General features: G+C 69.9%; 7 protein-coding genes. All 7 read right to left on the bottom strand.

Going from position 1 to position 17,454, the window contains the following annotated elements:
* Positions 1 to 244 precede the first annotated feature (244 nt).
* The gene (locus tag RIC11_RS15520; protein WP_350212902.1) at positions 245 to 832 is read right to left on the bottom strand and encodes a TlpA disulfide reductase family protein; all 588 of its coding nucleotides are present in this window, start codon (positions 830 to 832) and stop codon (positions 245 to 247) included.
* Positions 829 to 9,852 (bottom strand): hypothetical protein, encoded by a 9,024-nt coding sequence (locus RIC11_RS15515; RefSeq protein WP_350212900.1) that lies wholly within the window; start codon positions 9,850 to 9,852, stop codon positions 829 to 831. The genes RIC11_RS15520 and RIC11_RS15515 overlap by 4 nt, the downstream gene beginning before the upstream one ends.
* A 208-nt stretch (positions 9,853 to 10,060) precedes the next feature.
* Positions 10,061 to 11,476: a hypothetical protein gene (locus RIC11_RS15510; protein ID WP_350212899.1), complete on the bottom strand. Its 1,416-nt coding sequence runs from the start codon at positions 11,474 to 11,476 to the stop codon at positions 10,061 to 10,063.
* Between the two features lie 194 nt (positions 11,477 to 11,670).
* Entirely contained in the window at positions 11,671 to 13,197 is a 1,527-nt protein-coding gene (locus RIC11_RS15505; protein WP_350212897.1) for a prepilin-type N-terminal cleavage/methylation domain-containing protein, read from the bottom strand.
* A gap of 348 nt (positions 13,198 to 13,545) precedes the next feature.
* Positions 13,546 to 14,733, bottom strand: a complete 1,188-nt coding sequence (locus RIC11_RS15500) for a prepilin-type N-terminal cleavage/methylation domain-containing protein (protein ID WP_350212895.1) — start codon at positions 14,731 to 14,733, stop codon at positions 13,546 to 13,548.
* Positions 14,734 to 14,816: 83 nt separating this feature from the next.
* On the bottom strand, positions 14,817 to 16,007 hold the full coding sequence (locus RIC11_RS15495) for a prepilin-type N-terminal cleavage/methylation domain-containing protein (RefSeq protein ID WP_350212893.1): 1,191 nt from the start codon (positions 16,005 to 16,007) through the stop codon (positions 14,817 to 14,819).
* A gap of 78 nt (positions 16,008 to 16,085) precedes the next feature.
* Positions 16,086 to 17,411: a type II secretion system F family protein gene (locus RIC11_RS15490; protein WP_350212891.1), complete on the bottom strand. Its 1,326-nt coding sequence runs from the start codon at positions 17,409 to 17,411 to the stop codon at positions 16,086 to 16,088.
* Positions 17,412 to 17,454: the final 43 nt, after the last annotated feature.

Raw genomic sequence — 17,454 nt, 5'->3', positions numbered from 1 at the left:
CCTTCCTTGGCGTCGCCGGAAACCGGGGATCGGGCCGCCTTCCGTGGCGCCCGCCGCCGACCAGCGCGACCCGCCCCTCGCCGAGGGCGCAGGGCCGGTCGGCTGGGACGATAACGCCGGCCGCCGCGGGGCGGCAAGATCGATGTGGCGGGGGGGGAGGCCTCGGGCTTCAGGCTTCGGGCTTCGGGCTTCGGGAAGCGCTGGCCCCCCGAAGCCTGAAGCCCGAAGCCCGTCGCGCAGCGACCTACAGCCGCGAGGCGAGCTCCCGCTCGAGCGCGTCGACCGAGCCGCCCCGCCACAGGCTCATGCCGTCGGGGCCGTAGAGCGTGTAGGTGGGCAGCATCGTCACGCCGAGCTGGTCGTTCAGCATGCCGGCGCCGTAGCCGATGGGCCATGTCATGCCGTCGACGCGGTCGGCCAGGTCGCGGATCGCCTCGGCGGAGCTGGCCGGCTCCGAGGTGAGGCCGATCACCGCCACGCCGCGGTCGCGCCACCGCTGGTGGAACTCGGCTAGCCGCGGGAGCGACGCCACGCACGGCCCGCACCAGGTCGCCCAGCTGTCGACGACCACGTGCTTGCCTCGCAGCGACTCTCGTGTGGGGCTCCCGTCGGGCGTGTTGATCCAGCCCTCCGCCAGCAGCGGCGGCAGCGGGTACGGGCCGTAGGCGCCGCCGTCGGCGGGACGGGTGAACCGCTCCAGCAGCGCCGCCACGGCGACCGTCGCTAGCACCACCAGCGCAAGCCCCGCCAGCCCGTCCAGGCGGCGCCGGCGGCGCGGCGCGGGGCCGTTTGTCGGTGGGGTCTGCGGCGGCGGCGTTCCGTCGGCCGTCACTCGATCCGCCTCCGCAGGAGCACGGCCTCGTCGGCGTTGGCGTCCTCGCCCGGGCGGAACGCGACCGGCCGCGTGCGGTCGACGATATAGAACCCGCGGTGGCGGCGGTTTTGGCCGGTGTCGAAGTCGAGCTCGCGCCCGAGCGTCCATCCGCCCGGGTACACGCTGTGGAACATGGCCTCGGCCCGGGCCCGCATCTCGTCGGTGTTGCCCGCGAACACGTTGTTCGCAAGGTCCGCGAAGTAACGCTCCACGATCCGCGGGTTCTCTCGGGCGGGCGTGACCTCGAAGAAGCCGATCGTGATCCACACCGCGTACACGCCCGAGCGTGTGGTCGCTTGCCCGGCCATCTGCTGGATCGGGCTGTAGCGGTGCAGCGGGTTACGCTCGGTGTCGAGCGACGGCTCGAGCGACGCGCCCGAGAACAGCGGCGTCGGCGTCACGCGCTTGCTGATCTCGACGTTCGGCCGCGGGATCGCCGTCGGCGGGACCGCCGGGTTGCGGATGTCGACCAGGTCGCCCGCGTCCTCGCGGAAGGTGTCTTCGAGGAAGGTGTCTTGCAGCGCTCCGCGGCGGCCGCTCGCCGGGTTGAGTCGAGTGAGCGCGACGTCTCGACTTAGCCGCTGCGCCACAGGCTGATCGAAGCCGCTCACCTGCATCAGACCCGGACCGTTCTGGAAGAAACCGGCTTCGCCGGCGTCGTCGCGGAGGCCGTTTGCGTCCGGGTCGGGGTCGTTCGTGAGGGACTCCGTTTTGTTGACGGTCCGGTCGTCCTGGCCACGCACGCCCCACGCGCCGTCGGCGCCGGGCGAGAGCGGGTGGCTCCGCAACATCGTGGCGTCGACGCCCGTCTGCACCATCTGGATCAGCGGCACGTTGGCGCCCTCGCCGGGGGCGCGGAACGGGTTCGCGTAGAACGTGGGGAACTCCGGGTGCAGCCGGCGGGGGGAGTAGTCCATCGCCGGCGTGGGGGCCGTCGGGTTGAAGTCCGGGGCCACGTAGCCGCGGCGGCTGAGGGCCACGTCGCGGAACGCGGGGCCGAGCCGGCCGGTGAGCAGCAGCGTGTTCGAGCTGTAGTCGACGAGCGCGGCGTCCTGCGTGCGACGCATCAGGCCGTCGTAGGTCTCGCTCCACCAGTCGGCCGGCTCGTTCGCGTCGCGGCGGCCGGCCATCGTGTTCAGGTTCACGCGGCCCGGCTCGCGGTAGTCGTCCACCGTGTTGAACGGCGCGGCGAGCTCCGCCCGCGGGTCGTTCGGCGCGACCGACGCCGCGCTGAACACGTCCGAGTTGAGCCGCTGGCTCGTCGCGGTGAACGCCGAGGGCACGCACACGTAGTCCAGCAGCCGGTAGTGGTGCGGCGCCCCACGCGGCACGAACGACGGCGTCGCGTTCGGCGTGCCGTTCAGGATGACCGTCTGCTGCCCGGTCTCGCCGAACGACGGGAACCGCGCCGTCTGGAAGAAGTTCAGCAGGTGCCCGAAGTGCCCCAGCGTGTCGCGCCAGCGGATGCGGTTGGTCGCGCCAACGTCGGTGAAGTTGTCGGTGTCTTCGGCCGTGTCGTTCGTGTAATCGCCGTCGAGCTGGGTCGAGTCCCCCTTGATCTGCGCGACGTTCGCCGCGCCGGGCTTGTAGTCCAGCCCGTCGTGCAGGATGCGGGTCTCGCCGTTGTACGGGTTCTTCTGCTGGCGGTGCTCGAAGCCCGGCTTGACCGTGTACAGCCAGTCGAACACCGAGTAACGCGTCAGGTTCCGCGAGCCGCTCCAAGCCGGCACCTGCAGCAGCTCGCCCGCGCTAGCGAACGGCCGGTTGGGCCAGTGCAGCCGCGGCGGGGCCGAGTTGTCGACCAACGCGCCCGGGTTCGCCGGGTAGCCGCTCGCGGCGAGCGGGCCCGCAGCCGGCGGCTCTTCGTTGATCTCGGCCGAGCCGATCGGCGTGACGGCGCCGATCCGGACGTTCTCGGGCGCGGGCGCGTCGGCGCCGCCGTCGCCGGACCAGACCAATCGGCTGCCGGCGAAGAACTCGCCCCACGTGCGGTCCAGGAAGCCGAGGCTCATCCGCCACGGGAAGTCGACGTTGAGCTGCTTGTACTGGTTGCCGGACGTGCTGTCGGGCTCGGTCAGGCTGTACGTGTCGTAGTTCAGCAGCTCCTGGTTGTTGGCTTGCAGCGAGGTCACGGTGTCGCCCGACTGCGCGTTGTAGTTGTTGGTGCTGTTCGGGTGGGTCCACTCGCTGGTGGTCGTCGCCCGGTTTTGGCCCCAGAGCAAGCGCACCGGCTCGAGCGCCGTCAGCGCCGCGAAGGGGCTGCCCAGGCGGGCCCGCTCGTTGGAGAGGAAGCCGAGGGCGGTCTCCATCCGGCCCAGCCCCCGCAGCGGCAAGCCGCGCGGGCGGCGGTGCCGCTCTTCGGGGCCGTAGTCGTCGCTCACATAGACCGTCTTGGTCGACTGTTGCGGCGCGGCCACCTGGTTCTCGGCCTCGGGCTTCGCCGTGCTGTTGAACGCGGTCAGGTCGAGCGAGTGCGAGTCGGCCGGCAGGTAGGGGTTCACCGGCAGCGACGCCACGTGCTGCGCGTTCGGCTCGCCGTCCGGCTTGAACGGCTCCGGGTTCCACGGCATCAGAGGGTTCGCCAGCCGCTCCAGGTGCAGCGAGCGGTAGTTCGGCGTGGTCTGGTTCTCGATCAGCTCCGGCAGCAGGTCGAACGGCTCGTCGAAGTGGCTCGCGTCGCCGGTGGCGCCGGACTCGAAGTACTCCTCGACCGGCACGTTCTGGTAGGCGCGGCCAGCGCGGGTTGCTCGAGCTTCCTTTTCCAGCGACGGGTCGAGCTCCAACTGACGCACCAAGTAGCCATCCAGCGGCTCGGAGATCGAGAACGAGTCGATCGGGATCGCGATCACCGGCCGGGTCGTCTGGATCGCGGCGAAGCCGGTTGTCAGCGCCTCGCCGGCGGTGAGGTTGAAGTTGGTCACGTCGACGTTCGCCGGGGTCGGTATCGCCGGGTTGGCGGAGAAGAGCGTCGACTCGAACGAGCCGTTCATCCGCACGGCGAACTGGTGGTTGTCCGACGAGGGGTGCGGCGCCATCTCGAAGCGGCGGAACGAGAGATACTGCTTCGGGCCGCTGCCCAGGTTGATCGCGGAAGCGGAGTCGTTGTTCGGGGGAACGGGGTGCGAAACGACGGTCGTGTACCGGTGCGACAGCTCGCGCGCGTCTTGCCCGAAGAAGTCGATCCGCTCGTTCGCGTTGAGGTTCGCGTCGCCGTAGAGGGCGCCGGCCGTGCCGACGATCGCGTGCCGGCCCGGCAACAGCGGCGCCAGCGGCACGATCTCTCGCTTGTTGCCGTTGCGGTCCAGATCGAAGTGGTCGATCGCCGCGGCGAACTTGTTGGCCGACACCCGCACGCCGCTCCCGCCGGCGGCGGCGTACGCCTGCACGCCGAGCCGCTGGCCCTGCTGGTTGAACTGGCCCCGCACGCCGCCGCTGACCTGCAGCGGCAGCTCGTACGACAACTGCGGGATGCGGTAGCCGGGGTTCACGAGGTTCGGCTCGACGCGGCGGATGAACGCGGTGGGGCCGGTTTCGAACAGGTCGGCGGGCGCCATGTAGAACGCGCGCTCGATGTAGCGTGTTGGCTTCAGCGCGACGGCGCGTTGGTCGATCACCCGGATCGATACGGTCTCGCCCTCGATGTCTTCGGTGCCGACCTCCGTGCCGTCGATTCGGCTCGAGATCTCGATGTTCTGCAGCAGGCCCGTGGCGGGCGGCTGGCCGGGCCCCGGCGGCCGGCCGGGCTGGCGTTGCCGGTCGAAGGTCGGGAACGCGGTGTCGGTCACCGTCGGTGGCGACTCGACGACCCCCAGCGGCACGGACAGGCCGTCGCTGTCGGCGAGCCGCGCGCCGGTCGCTTGGTCGCGCTCGGTCGCGTAGGCCGACAGCAGCTCGGCCCGCTTCGCGGCCCAGAAGCCCTCGTCCGAAGCAGCCATCGCCGGCTGCGCGACGCCGGCAGTGCCGGCGCTGGCCGACGCGGCGGCCGTCACCGGGTAGGCCCAGGGGCCTTGGTTCAGGTCGACGTCGAGGTACTCCTCGTACAGGTTGGGCTGGTACGGGTCGTCCGACGCGGAAACCTGCGGCCCGCCCCCCAGGCCGGCCGAGAACGTGCTGTTGCGGACGAGCGGGTGCTCCTCCACGCACACGATCCGCCACACCGGCGAGCGGGTGATGAGCGGGTTGGTGCGGTCCGCGGGCACGTTCGACAGCCGGTCGAAGCGGATCCCGGCCGACTCGGCGAGCTGACCGCCCCGGTTCACAAACGAGTAGAGCTCCGAGGGCTGCTGGCCCGACGCCTCCCACGGGTTGTAGAGCTCGACGAACGTGTGCCCCTTGGGCTTGCGCTTCTGGTCGAGGTCGTCGTCGTCGTCGCCGCCGCCGGTAGCGGTCAGCACCGTGCCGTCGTCGCCCGGCTCGTCCTCCAGCCGCCGGTCGTGCCACGCCAGGCCCTCGGTCAGCAGCACCTCGGGGCGCTCGGCGCCCCAGACCACGCCGCGGGTCTGGTCGAGCATCCGCATCCGCCGGGTGGCCGGCGTGAGCGGGGCGCCGTTGCGGTCGACGCGGACCGGGTCGCCGATCCCCGCGCTCGTGATCCGGCGGACCTGGTGGTAGTTCTCGTCGGTCGTGAGGTCGCCGTCGAGCGGGTAGACGCCGTCGTCGTTGCGGTTGTTCGGCGTGCCGGCCGTGTCGACCACGTTCCAGCCGTCCCACGGGTTCTCGTCGTACTCGAAGGGGGTCTGGATCGCGTCCGGGTCGCGGAAGTCGACCACGTTCACGCACCACTGCGCGATGTTCCGGCAGGTCAGCTTCCGCTGCGCAAGGCGCCGCGCCTGACGCACCGCGGCGATCCGGCGGGCGTTCTGGGCCGCGTCGAGGGTCGACGGGTCGACCGTGTGGTCCCCGCCGTACAGTTCCGCGGCGAGCCGGAACGCGACGCTCGAGTCCGGCGAGGGGACCCCGCCCGGGAAGAGGCGGCCGCTGTAAGGGTCGAGGTAGTTCAGCACCTGCGGGTCTTCGGAGTCGTACGGCGCCAGGTAGTTCTCGTCCATCAAGGCGAGCATCAGGCAGTACAGGTGCCGCGCGTACAGCTGGCGGGCCATCCGCTGGTCGTCGTAGACCCGCACGCCGCCGGGCGCCACAACCGCGCCGCGGCCGTTCGCGTCGACGCCCGGCGTGTGGTCGAACGGGCGGACCTCGTCGAGGGTGACTTGGCCGTCGCCGTTGGCGTCGTTCCAGAAGAAGTCGGTGCGGACGAAGGGCACGTTGTCGCGGCCGAAGTCGTCCGGGTCGAAGCCGTCGAGGCCGCCGTCGTTGTTGGCGTCGCGGTAGTAATCGCCGTCGGCCGTGCTGGGCGCTTCGCCGGCGAACAGCGCGTTGTTGTCCAGGTCGAGGTACTCGCGCCGGCCGGAGTTGTTCACGATGAGGCCGTCGCCGTTGCCGTCGACGAACGGCTCGCCCGCCTCGTCCGGCTCGTCGACCACGCCGTTGCCGTTGTTGTCGCGGCCGTCGCCCAGCGGGCGGTTGAGGTTCATCCGCCGGCCGGCGAGGACCTCCGGCGCGAGCATGCCGCCGAACGTGTAGGGCTGCTGGTACCGCACCGTGTTGTTCGCGGCCAGCGTGTTGTCGCCGTAGAGGACGTTGTTGACCGCCGCCGACAGGTTCGCGTCGGTGTGCGGCAGGTTGGGCGGGAACCGGACCGGGTTGCTCCGCTTCAACTCGAGCACCACCCGGTAACGCAGGTAGTCGAGGATCCGCCCCGGCGTGGGGGGCGTGGCCCGCATCACGACGGCGTAGTCGTCGCAGCCATTCTGGAACAAGGTGTCGTAGGCCGCGTCCTGCGCGGCCTCGTAGCCGACGATCGCCTCGTCGCCCTCGTCGTACAGGCCATCGCCGTCGTCGTCGCCCAGGTCGGGCGGCGCGCGGAGGCCGTCGTCGTTCGAGTCGATCCACGGCACGCCGGGGAAGCCGTCGGCGCCGAGGATCAGGCGGTCGGTCCAGTTCTCGTTCGGCGCCGGCAGGTCCCAGCTCTCGGTGGTGACCACCCGGCGGTTGATCGCCGCCTGCGACTGCGCGACGATGCTCTGGAGCGAGTTCGGGCGGAAGTTTTGGTTGCTGATCGGGTGGTTCTGGCCGGCGGCGATCTGGTCGTTGACGTCCGTCTGCGCGGCCAGCTTGTCCGGGTCGAACCCGTCGACCACGTTCCACAAGCGGTCGGCCAGCTTGTCGGCGTCGCCGTCGTTGGCGCGGAGCACCCGCTCGAGCTCGGCCGGCGAGTACGGCGCGTCCTCGACGATCGGCGCCTGCTGCGCCTGGTAGCTCTGCCGGATCGCGTCGAGGCTCGCCGGCGCGAGGCGGCGGTTGCTGGTCGACAGGTTCACCTCGTACGGCGAGTCGAGCGGCGAGATCAGATGCCGCGTGCCGCCGAGGCTCTGCGAGTCGAACGCGTTGAGGTTCGACTCGCCGACAGCGGCGCCCGTCAGCGCGCCGGCCTCCGCGTACCGCGCCCGCAGGTCGGGCGGGGTGGCGAAGAACCCCAGCGGCGTGGCCGCGTCGGCCCCCGGGTAGCCGAGGAAGTCGAGCGGCGTACGGGGGTCGCGGGTCACGGGGTCGACGAACGCGAGCGTGCCGGCGGCTACCTGCGCTCTTTGGCCGAGGAACCGCGTGGTGCGGCCCGGCTCGCTGAGCCTCAGCACGCTGGGGTTCTCACTCCCGGGCAGGCTGCCGTAGCGGCCGAACGGCACGGCCACGTCGATCGCCGCCGCCACCTGCCGCGACGCCGCGTCCGGGTCGGGTCGGCCGAACAGCAGCCGCGCGTAGTCGTCGTACTGGTAGTGGCCGGAGAAGCTTTGGACAGCCGTCCCGGGGATCACCGGCTTGGCGGCGCCGCCGTTCGCGAAGTTCGCCAGCGGCAGCGTCGGCGAGAGCACCGGCCGCAGCGACGTGTCCGCCGGCCCCCACCCGGCCCCCGACGCGAGCTGCTCGCTCGAGCCGAGCGAGTTCGGCGGCGTCGTCGCCGGGTCCGCGGGGTTGTCCCGCTTCAGGTCGCGCGCCAGGTTCCCCAGCCAATTGCCCGGCCCGCTCGAATCGTCGAGCCCGTCGCCGAGGACCAGCTCGTCTTGGCTGCCGTGCGCGTTGAGGTTCAGCCGGCCGTCGAGGTCCTCCACCAGCATCGCCACCAGCGGCTTGTACCAGCGCCCGTCCTCGGTCTGCTGGACCGGCAAGCCGAGGTCGACCCAAACAGAGTCCGGCACGCCGTCGCCGTCGTTGTCCACGTCCCACGGCCCGGCCACCTCCCACGAAGGGAACGTGATCTCGCCGGTCGCCCGATTAACCAGCCGCGCTCCCGCCAGCGCATTGCGCATCAGCGTGGTCCCGTAGCGCGACAAGAGGTTGCTGCCGTCGAAGTTCGGGTGGTCCTCACGGAGCGGGCGGAGGATGAACTTGCGTTTGATCGACGCAATCTGGAAAGCGGCATTGGCGCTCAGGCCCCACTGGGGCACGCCGTTGGCGTCGTACGGCTCGAGGACCGCGCGGACACGCTGGTCGGGGTCGCCGACCTGGCCCTGCAGCCACTCGCAGTTCACCAGCCGGTGGAACCAGAAGTTCGCCAGCGCCGGCCGGTGGAACGACGGGATCGTCACCGCGTCGAGGTCCAGCCGCTGCGGCGCGGCGGTCGCATTGCCGTAGTAAGCCGCCGGGTCGACCGACACGCCGTTCTCGTTGACCACCTTGCCCCGCGCCTGCGGCTCCAGCGCCTGGGCCGCGAGCGCCATGTTCTGGTAGTCGGGCGCGTCGTACGACTCGTCGGTGTCGCCCGGCCCGGCGAAGCCGCCGTACAGCGGGATCGCGCGCGGCGACGTGAGGTCGTTCACGTAGTTGAGGTACTCGTAGTCGCTGCCCGGGTCGCCCGGCACGTTCTGCAGCCCCTCCTGCCACGGATCGATAAACCGGTTGGGCTTCAGGTGCGCGACCCGCGACTCGTTGAAGTGGACCGAGTTGGGCGTGAGCGCGATCTCGAAGCCGTAGTTGTCGTCGCCCGTCCCCTCGGTGAAGCTGAAGGCCTCGATCGCCGACAGGCGCGGCACGGGGCGCACGAGGTTCGGGCTGGAGAGCGCCAGCGCGTTGTAGCCCACGCCGGCGCCGTTGAAGGGGCGGCCGTTCACGAGGAAGCGGCGGCCCAGCCGGTCGGTCTCGATCAGCTCGCGGATCGCCAAGCCGGCCGACCCGTCGACCGTCAGCCGCGCGCCGTCGGAGCGCCGCGGCGCGACGATCCGCAGCCGCCCGACCGCCGCGCTGGAGTTGATGTTGATGCTGCGCGTGGGGTCGCTGTAGCCGTACGAGTACCGGCCCTCGTACTGGTAGTCCAGCACGCGCACGGTGCTGCCGCGGCAGGGGCCGTCGGTGAACGTGAGCAGGCAGCCCTCGTAGTAGCCGTTGGTCGGAGCCAGCGTGTGCGGCAGCGGCAGGCCGTCCGACCCGAAGTCGAGGCCGACCGCGTTGAAGTCGAGGTCCTCCAGCGTCGGGCGGGTGTCGTCGTCTAGCACGTAGAACTCGACGATCTGCCCGTTCGTCGGCCCCAGCGGGTCCGCGTTCGTCGCGCCGGCGAAGTGCGGCGCGAACTCCGTGGGGCTCACGCCGGTCGGCGGGCTGACGCCCGCGCGGGCGACGAAGCCGTCGACGCCGTACAGGTCGCGCAGCAGGCTGTGGTAGCGGATGACCGACGTGCCGTTGTTCGTGTCGCGCAGCAGCTGCATCAACGCGCGGTCGAGCAGGTCGGCCGGCTGGAACGTGGTGCGGTTCGCCTTCTCGACGACCGAGCTCGCCGTGCGGTACTGGTTGCCGGTCACCAGGAACGTGGTCCCCAGCAACAAGAACAGCGTGAGCAGGCTGAGCACCACCAATAAGAGCACGCCCCGGCGGTCGCGTGGGCGGCGCGCCAGTCGCTTGCGGCGGCGGATTCGTTCGTCGTGTCGGCTCATCAAAACAAGTCCCAAAAGATTCCTCGCCCCTCGCCCGTGCCGCACTCGGTCTCGCGGCCCGCAGCTCCCCGGGCTGACGCCCGAGGCTCCGGTTCCCCTGCGGCGTGTCGCATCATGCCCGTCGGACACCCCGCTTCCCGCGTCCCGCTTCCCTCTTCCCGCTTCCCGCTTCCCTCCTCCCTCTTCCCTCTTCCCTCTTCCCTCCCCTTTAATCCATCCCCCACACCGAGGAGGACTCCAGCCGCATCGTCTTCGTGTGGACGGCCACCACGCCCGGCAGGATCGCCACGCGGAGGTCGTCGCTCAGCGCGGTGGAGGTCTGCGCGGCCGGCCACTCGGCGCCCGAGGGCAACCACGGCCAGTCGCTGCTACGCAGCGCGACGGTGATCAGGTCGCCGTCGGTGTCCCCCTCCAGCCGCAGCACGCGGCACCACCGCAGCGCCAGCACCGGCTGGCTCGCCGAAGCCGACGGGTGCGGCGCGACCACCATCACGTAGTTGCCCGGCCGCAGCTCCTCGAACGGGCTGGTCGACGCGGTCGTGTCGGTGCGGATCAGCCGCAGCTCGCCGCCGCCGGGGCTCGCGGTGATCACCTGACCCCGCACGAGCCGCTCGTTCTCCACCGCGCTCTGCGGGTCCGACGGCACGACCCGCTTGTGGAACACCACCGACGAGACCTCGACCGGGTAGTTGTACGGCGGAGAGGCCCAGTCGATCACCGCCTGGGCGGAGCCCGGCGCGATGGTGAACAGCCACGAGTAGTCGCGCCGCGACTGGCGGCTCGACGGGTAAGCGGCCGAGCCGTTCTGCCAGGTCTCCCAGCGGCCGCGGACCGGGTCGTCGCCGCTGGCCGGGTCCACCAGCGCCGGGTCGTCGGCCGACGTGAAAGCGGCCTCGGCGCTGCGCAGGTGGCGTTCGAAATCGGGGGGGCTCCCCCGCAAGAGGTTCAGGTTCCGCAGCACGCCGAGCTGGCTATTCGCGTAGTGGACCGGCTCGACGGTCGCCCGCCGGACCGGCCAGTTCCCACCGCCCGACATCCACAACTGCCAGTACGGGCTGTAGGTCGGCAGCGGGCCAATCGTGGCCGGGAACCGACGCATCGGAGAAGACAACACGGGGTTCTGCAAGCCATTGGCCGGCGCGTTGGAGAGCACGCCGGCTAGGCCGAGCGGGTCGATGACGATCGCGCCGCCGAAGAGCGCGCCGATGAAGGTCTCTCGGGTCGGTTTCGTCACGCCGAACGCGCTCAGGCTTGGCCACACCGCGGCCTCGCCGAGGCCGAGTTGGTTGATGCCTGCTCCGGCTTGGCCGTCGCCGGTGGTGAGCTTCACGAAGCTCGCCGTGCCGCCGCTGAGGGCCGTCTTCTGGTGGATGATCCAGTTCTCCGGGTCGAGGTAGCCCTCGATCACCGCGTCGTCCAGGGCCGCCTGCGCGACCGCGCCCCCTTGGTCGGCGATGTCCCCGAGCTGCGCGTACCGCCCCCCCACCGGGAAGATCGACGCCACGCCGAGCAGCCCCAGCGTGAGCAACCCCATCGCGAGCAACACCTCGACCAAGGTCAGGGCGCTGCGCTTCGGCTGGAGGCCGGAGGCGGGAGGCCGGAGGTAAGGGTGCGGGCGGGTCATACTCAGAATCGAGGTTGCGTCGTGAGTTTCTCTTCCCCTGGCGGGGAGGCCAGAGCCTCGGGCGTCAGCCCGGGGAGTGCGTGCGGGCCGGTTCGGCTAGCGACTCCCCGGGCTGACGCCCGAGGCTCTGGGGTTTGTTTCTTGCAAAAGGCTTCGGTTCTACCGACCTCTACGCGACGCGTACGGCCGCCGGGTCAGCGGCCGCCGCTCGACGTGCGGCGGGGGGCGTTCTCTAGCGCGGCCCGGAGCTGGTCGTTCATCAGCACCTGGCCGGTCGCATTGGGCGGCACGTAGACCGCCGTGTTGTCGACCGTGGTGATCGCGCCGGACTGCCCGCCGACCACGACCCAGCGGCTCTCGAGGTTCAGCCAGTTGAACTGGTCGGTCAGCTCCTTGGCCTCTTCCTCCGAGAGGCTCGTCGCGACGGCGCCCAGGTCGATCGGGTTCGCGTAGGCCAGCGAGCTCGCCGCGCCGCCGGGCACGATCGTCGGGTCGGCCGGGATCTGGCTCCGCCGCCCGACCAGCAGCGCGAGCCACGTGGTCGAGAGCACGGTCTCCTTGACGCGCGCGTCCTGAAACGTTGGCGGCCGATTTAGCGGGTATTCGTAGTCTGGCACGCCGACGATCCGGTCGACCGACCCCTCGGGCGAGAAGAGGACCATGATCGGGTCGTCGTCGACGCGCCACTCGTCGGAGCTGGGCACGTAGTCGGCCGACGGGTTGTAGAGCCGCCGCCCGTTGCCGAGGACCGACGCCTGCAAGTCGATCGCCGTGCCGGAGGGCATCTCTAGCGGCTCGCCGGCCGCGGGGACCGGCTGCCGGTAGACCTTGAACGGCATCGGCCGCGTGGCGAGCCAGCTCGGCTGCGCGTCGGCGCGGGCCAATTGGTCGGCCGAAGCCAATTCCTCGCCGCCCGGAAGCGAGACCAGCCGCAGGTCCGGCTCGACGCCGTCGGACTGCCCGTAGGTCCGCATCCGCTCGTCGATGCCGCTCGCCGGCGTGAGGCGGAACACGCCCGTCGCGCCCGCGGCGGTGTTGAACCGACCCGCAGCCGAGGCCCCGGTCTCGTAAAGCTGGTAAACGGGCAGCGCTGCGTCGCCCTGTCCGAAGCGTAACGGTTCGATGCCCGGCACGGACAGGAAGATCGCCGGATCGACGAAACGGAACACGTTGCCGCCGATGTGGACCTCGTCGCCGGGGCGGAAGAAGCGGTCCGGCGCGAGGTCGCGGTCGACGCCCGCCGGCAGCCCGTCGTTCTGGGTGTCGCCGTACCGCACGAACTGCAGCGCGAAGCGACGGATCCCGTTTCGCTCCTCGACGCAGACCCGCGCCAGCGACGCGTCGTCGAACCCGGCGTACGCGGGCGGGACCTCCACGTACTCCAGCCGCACGACGGCCGCGTTGTCGGCGCCGTTCTGGGTGTCCTCGGACGCCCGACGCAGGGCCACGCCGAAGGGCCGGCCGGTCTGGATCGCGCGGGCCTGGGCGCCCTGCAGGTACGCGTTCACGTTGCGCGACGCTTCGCGCAGCCGGCGCTCGTCGCCGCCGGGGGCGAGGACCGGGATGACCGTGGCCACCAGGATCGAGATCAGCACGATCACCACCAGCAGCTCGACCAGCGTGAGCCCCTGCGGGGCGGCTGTCGGCTGTCGGCTGTCGGCTGTCGGCGGGCCGCCGCTTGGCGGCCGCGGCGAGGGGGTGGCGGTTCTTGCCAGACGCATTTCTCCGGACCTGAAGCTAGAGGCCGCACCTTGCCCGGTCGGCCTATCCTTCTATTGTAAGCCGATTTGCGGCCGCGTCGTGTGTTTTGCAGCAGCCCTGGCAGCCTTAGGCCCAGGGAGCCCCAGGCCGTCAGGCCGGGGAGCGCGCCAGAGCCGATTCGGTTCGCTATGTCGTTCCGGGTGAAAGAATGGAACGCGGATAAACGCGGATGGTGCGGAGGCTCGCGGCTAGGGTGTCACCCCATCGGGCCCGCGACGGCGCCCGGCCATCCGGCGATCTGAATCATCGAACCTCCTCCGCGATCATCCGCTCGATCCGCGTCGATCCGCGTCCTATTCGGCGGAAAATTACCGCCGCGTGCTCAGCGAGCCCACGTTGTGGCTGTGCAGGTTGTCCGCGTAACCCTCCAAGTCGGGCGTGAGCTGGCCGATCCGCACGATCGTCGACCCGCCGCCCGACGCGTCGGCGTACGGGTTCGCGTAGGCCACGTAATTCGCCACGCCGGGCTCGATGCCCGCCTCGCCGTCGGCGCCGATGCTGAACACCAGCGGCACGAGCCGCCAGCCGCGTACGGTGAGCGCGTCGGTCGTGGCGTCGAACGGGCTGAGGCTGGGCGCCGGCGTGTCGAGGCGGAACACGTCGAGCGGGTCGTGGTCCTCGAGGACCGCCTCGCGCACCGCCTCGACCGACGAGAGCCCCGTCGGCGGCCGGTCGTACCGCCGCTGCAGCGACGCGATCGACCACTGCAGGTCCGAGTCGAACCCGGGCGCCCAGCGGAGGAAGCCGATCGGCTGGCCCCAGCCGTCGAGGAACTCGCGCAGGCCGTCGCCGTCGGTGTCGCCGACGTCGTTCTCGTTGAACAGGCTGGGGGCCTCGCCGTCGCCGGTGGCGTTCATCACCATCAGGTACAAGCACTCGGCCGACTGGTTGGCGAGGATCTCGGGGATCGTGTTCCCCATGAGGGTGGAGCGGTTATCGCGCCCGGCCGCCGCGCGTAGCTCGCGCAGGTACTTGTTGCGGAGCGGGATCGCCCCGGTAACGAACGCCGGCGGAAACGCGGCGTAGTCCTCATCGCTTAGCTGATCGATGCTCGGCAGCGGGCCGCCCCACACGTCCGTCCAGCGGTCGGGCATCTCGAACTTCATCAGCTCGCGCTGCCCGGCCAAGCGGGCGGCGGCGTTCCCCTGGATCGAATTGAGCGTGTCCAGGTAGATCCCGGCGAGGTCCGAGCGGTCGTCGCTGTTGCTGTCGATCGCCAGGTTCGCGACCGCGTTCTGGTTCAGCTCGACGCGCCGCGTGCGGTACAGGTCGTAGCGCTCGATCACCAGCGTGTGGATCCGCCCCACCAGAGAGCGGGTCCGCGCGTCGCGCGCGACCTCCCCCGCGCGGCCCGCCACGCCCACCAGCAGCGCCGCGAGGACCGAGATGATCGCGATCGCGATGAGGAGCTCGATCAGGGTGATTGCCCGGCGTGGGTTCTTGACCGGGGGGGGTGGGCCGAATGCGGAAATCGGAATGCGGAATGCGGAATACATCGGGCTTGCGGGCGGGTCATGGCTTTCCACTTTCCGCCTTCCGCCTTCCGCATTCCGGATTCGAAGCTGCTTGCAGCGCACGGTCATTCCTCCTGCGCGTCGGCCAGCGTTCCGTCGGCGAAGTTCGTCAACGTGTCGGCGAGCTCAAGAGTCCACGGGCCGACCGGGTAGTAGAGGTACAGCACCTGCCCACCTGAATCGACCAACCAGTTTTTAAACGCGGGTTGGGTAGGAACAATCGTGCTCGGCGGAGTCGGGTTCACGACCGGCAGCTCGCCCCAGTCTTCGTCGACGCCCGGGTGGAGGAGCTGGAACTTGTTGTCGTTGGCGAACTTGAACGGCTGGGGCGCGGAGCGGTCCTCCTTGAGCGCCTTGATCGCGTGCACGAAGACCAGCTCGTTGAGCTTCGCGGCCTCTTGGCCGCCGCTGTAGCCATCAATGGTGGAAGCGGGCGGGTCCTCTTGAGCAATAGCCGAAGAGCTGCGCGACGTGTCGAAGTACAGGTACGGCGCCGGCGAGCCGGAGGGCTTCAGGTACCAGAAGTTGATCCGCCGGCTGACCTGCGGGTTGCGTGGGTCGCTGTAGACGATGAAGCGGTTGTCGGTCTGGTCGAAGAAGTTTTCGGCGGTGCGCGGGCCGAGGTTCTGCACGTTGGCCGGGTAGGTCCACGCGCGGTTCTCGATCGGGTCCTCTTGAGCGGAGGTCCCGAGGTCATTGAACGTGTAGGAGGGGCCGCCGGGGCCGGAGATCGGGTACTTGGGGTCCTGGCTGAAGCCGCCGAGCCAGAACACGAGCGACTCGGCCGCGTTCATCCCGCCGACGAGCACCTCGCCCGGGTTGGGGCTGTTTGGGACGGTTCCGTTGGGTGCAAGGCCGACCATCGCGGCGAGCAGCGCGTCGGGCTCGCGGTGCGACGGGAACGCCTGCTTGAAGTGCCGCTTGAAGGTCTGGAGCGTCTTCGCGTGGCCGGGCTCGAGATAGGGGAACGGGCCGCCCTGAGGGTTGGTCTGCGCGTTGGGCGGGTAGCTGCCGACGTTGTTGTTGTAGTCCTCCAGCGCGGTGGTGATCTGCGTGATGTCGGTCGTGATCCGCGCCTGAGCCCCCGCCCCCAGCGCCCCGCCGGCGGCGGCCAGCAGCAGCCCGGCGAGGATCGCGATGATCGTGATGACGACCAAAAGCTCCACCAGCGTGAAGCCGTGTCGGGCGAATGCGGAATGCGGAAGGCGGAAGGCGGAATGATGCTCCGCTACGCGTTTTTTTGTTTCTTGCCGCATGCTTCTAAGTCCGTCGTTTGGGTTTGCCCCTGACTGTCTATCCTCCCGCCTCCGGCCTCCGGCCTCTCGCCTGACGTGTCAGCTGAGGTTCTCGATCAGCGACACGAGCGGGATGAACAGCGCGATGACGATGAAGCCGACCGCGCCGCCGAGGAAGATGACCAGCAGCGGCTCGAGCAGCTTGGTGAGCGCGTCGGTGAGCACGGCGACTTGTTCGTCGTACACGTCGGCGATCTTGTAGAGCATCGTGTCGAGCTCGCCGGTCTCCTCGCCCACGTCGACCATGTTGACGACGATCTCGTCGACGATCGGCTGGCGCATCTTGAGGATGTAGAGGAGGCCGCCGATCACGGGCATCGACACGAACCAGAAGAACAGCGCGACCGGGTGGAAGCCGGGGATGGCGTTCTCCTTCATCGGTTTGGCGATCGCCTCGCCCTCGCGGATCGCCTCGCTGATCTTCTGGTACATCCGCTCGAACACCGCGTTGCCGGCGGTGTCGCGCGTGATGGTGAGCGCCTCGAGGATCGGCACGCCCGAGGCGATGAGCGTGCCGAGCGTTCGCGTGGTGCGTGCGAGGGTGTTCTTTTCGATCAGCTGGCCGAAGATCGGCACCTTGATGATGTACTGGTCCCAGCCGATGCGGCCGTGCTTGAACTTCCGCAGCAGGCGGATGAACAGCACGATCGCCACGGGGATGCCGGGGATCAGGTACCAGAAGTTGGCGACCCAGTTGCTCACGCTGACCAGGGCCTCGGTCATGACGGGCAGCTCGAGGCCGAACTCCGTGAAGATGTCGCGGAACGACGGCACGATGTAGATCATGATGCCCGTGAGGATCGCCACGGCCACCGTGATGACGACCACCGGGTAGATCAGCGCGCCCTGGACTTTGCGCTTGAGCGACTCGGCGCGCTCCTTGAAGTCGGCCAGGCGCTGGAGGATCAGCTCGAGGGCGCCGCCGGCCTCGCCGGCCTTGATCATGTTCACGTACAGGCGGTCGAAGCACTTGGGGCTCTTGGACATCGCCTCGGAGAGGGTGGACCCGCCCTCGATCTCGTCGCAGGTGTCCTCGAGCGAGTACTTCAGGCGGCCCGGCTTCTGCTGCTCGGCGAGGATCCGCAGGCTGCGGAGGATCGGCAGGCCGGCGTCCTGGAGGATCGACAGCTGGCGCGTGAACGTGGTGAGGTCCTTGCTCTTCACGCCGCCGAACACGAAGCCGCGCTTCTTCTTCGCCGGCCCGGAGGTCTCGGACTTCTTGCGGACCTTCTTGACGTTGATCTTCGTGACGAAGTAGCCCATCTGGCGGATCGTCGCCTGGGCTTCTTCCTCGGTGGGCGCATCGATGACGTCCTTGATCTCGGCGCCGGTGGCGTCCATCGCCTCGAATTGGAACGTTGGCATGGTTGTTTCCTTCGGAAACGGCTGTCAGCTATCGGCTTTGGGC

It is taken from the genome of Botrimarina sp. (assembly GCF_040219535.1).
Lineage (GTDB): Bacteria > Planctomycetota > Planctomycetia > Pirellulales > Lacipirellulaceae > Botrimarina.
This window is presented reverse-complemented; position numbering and strand designations above follow the sequence as displayed.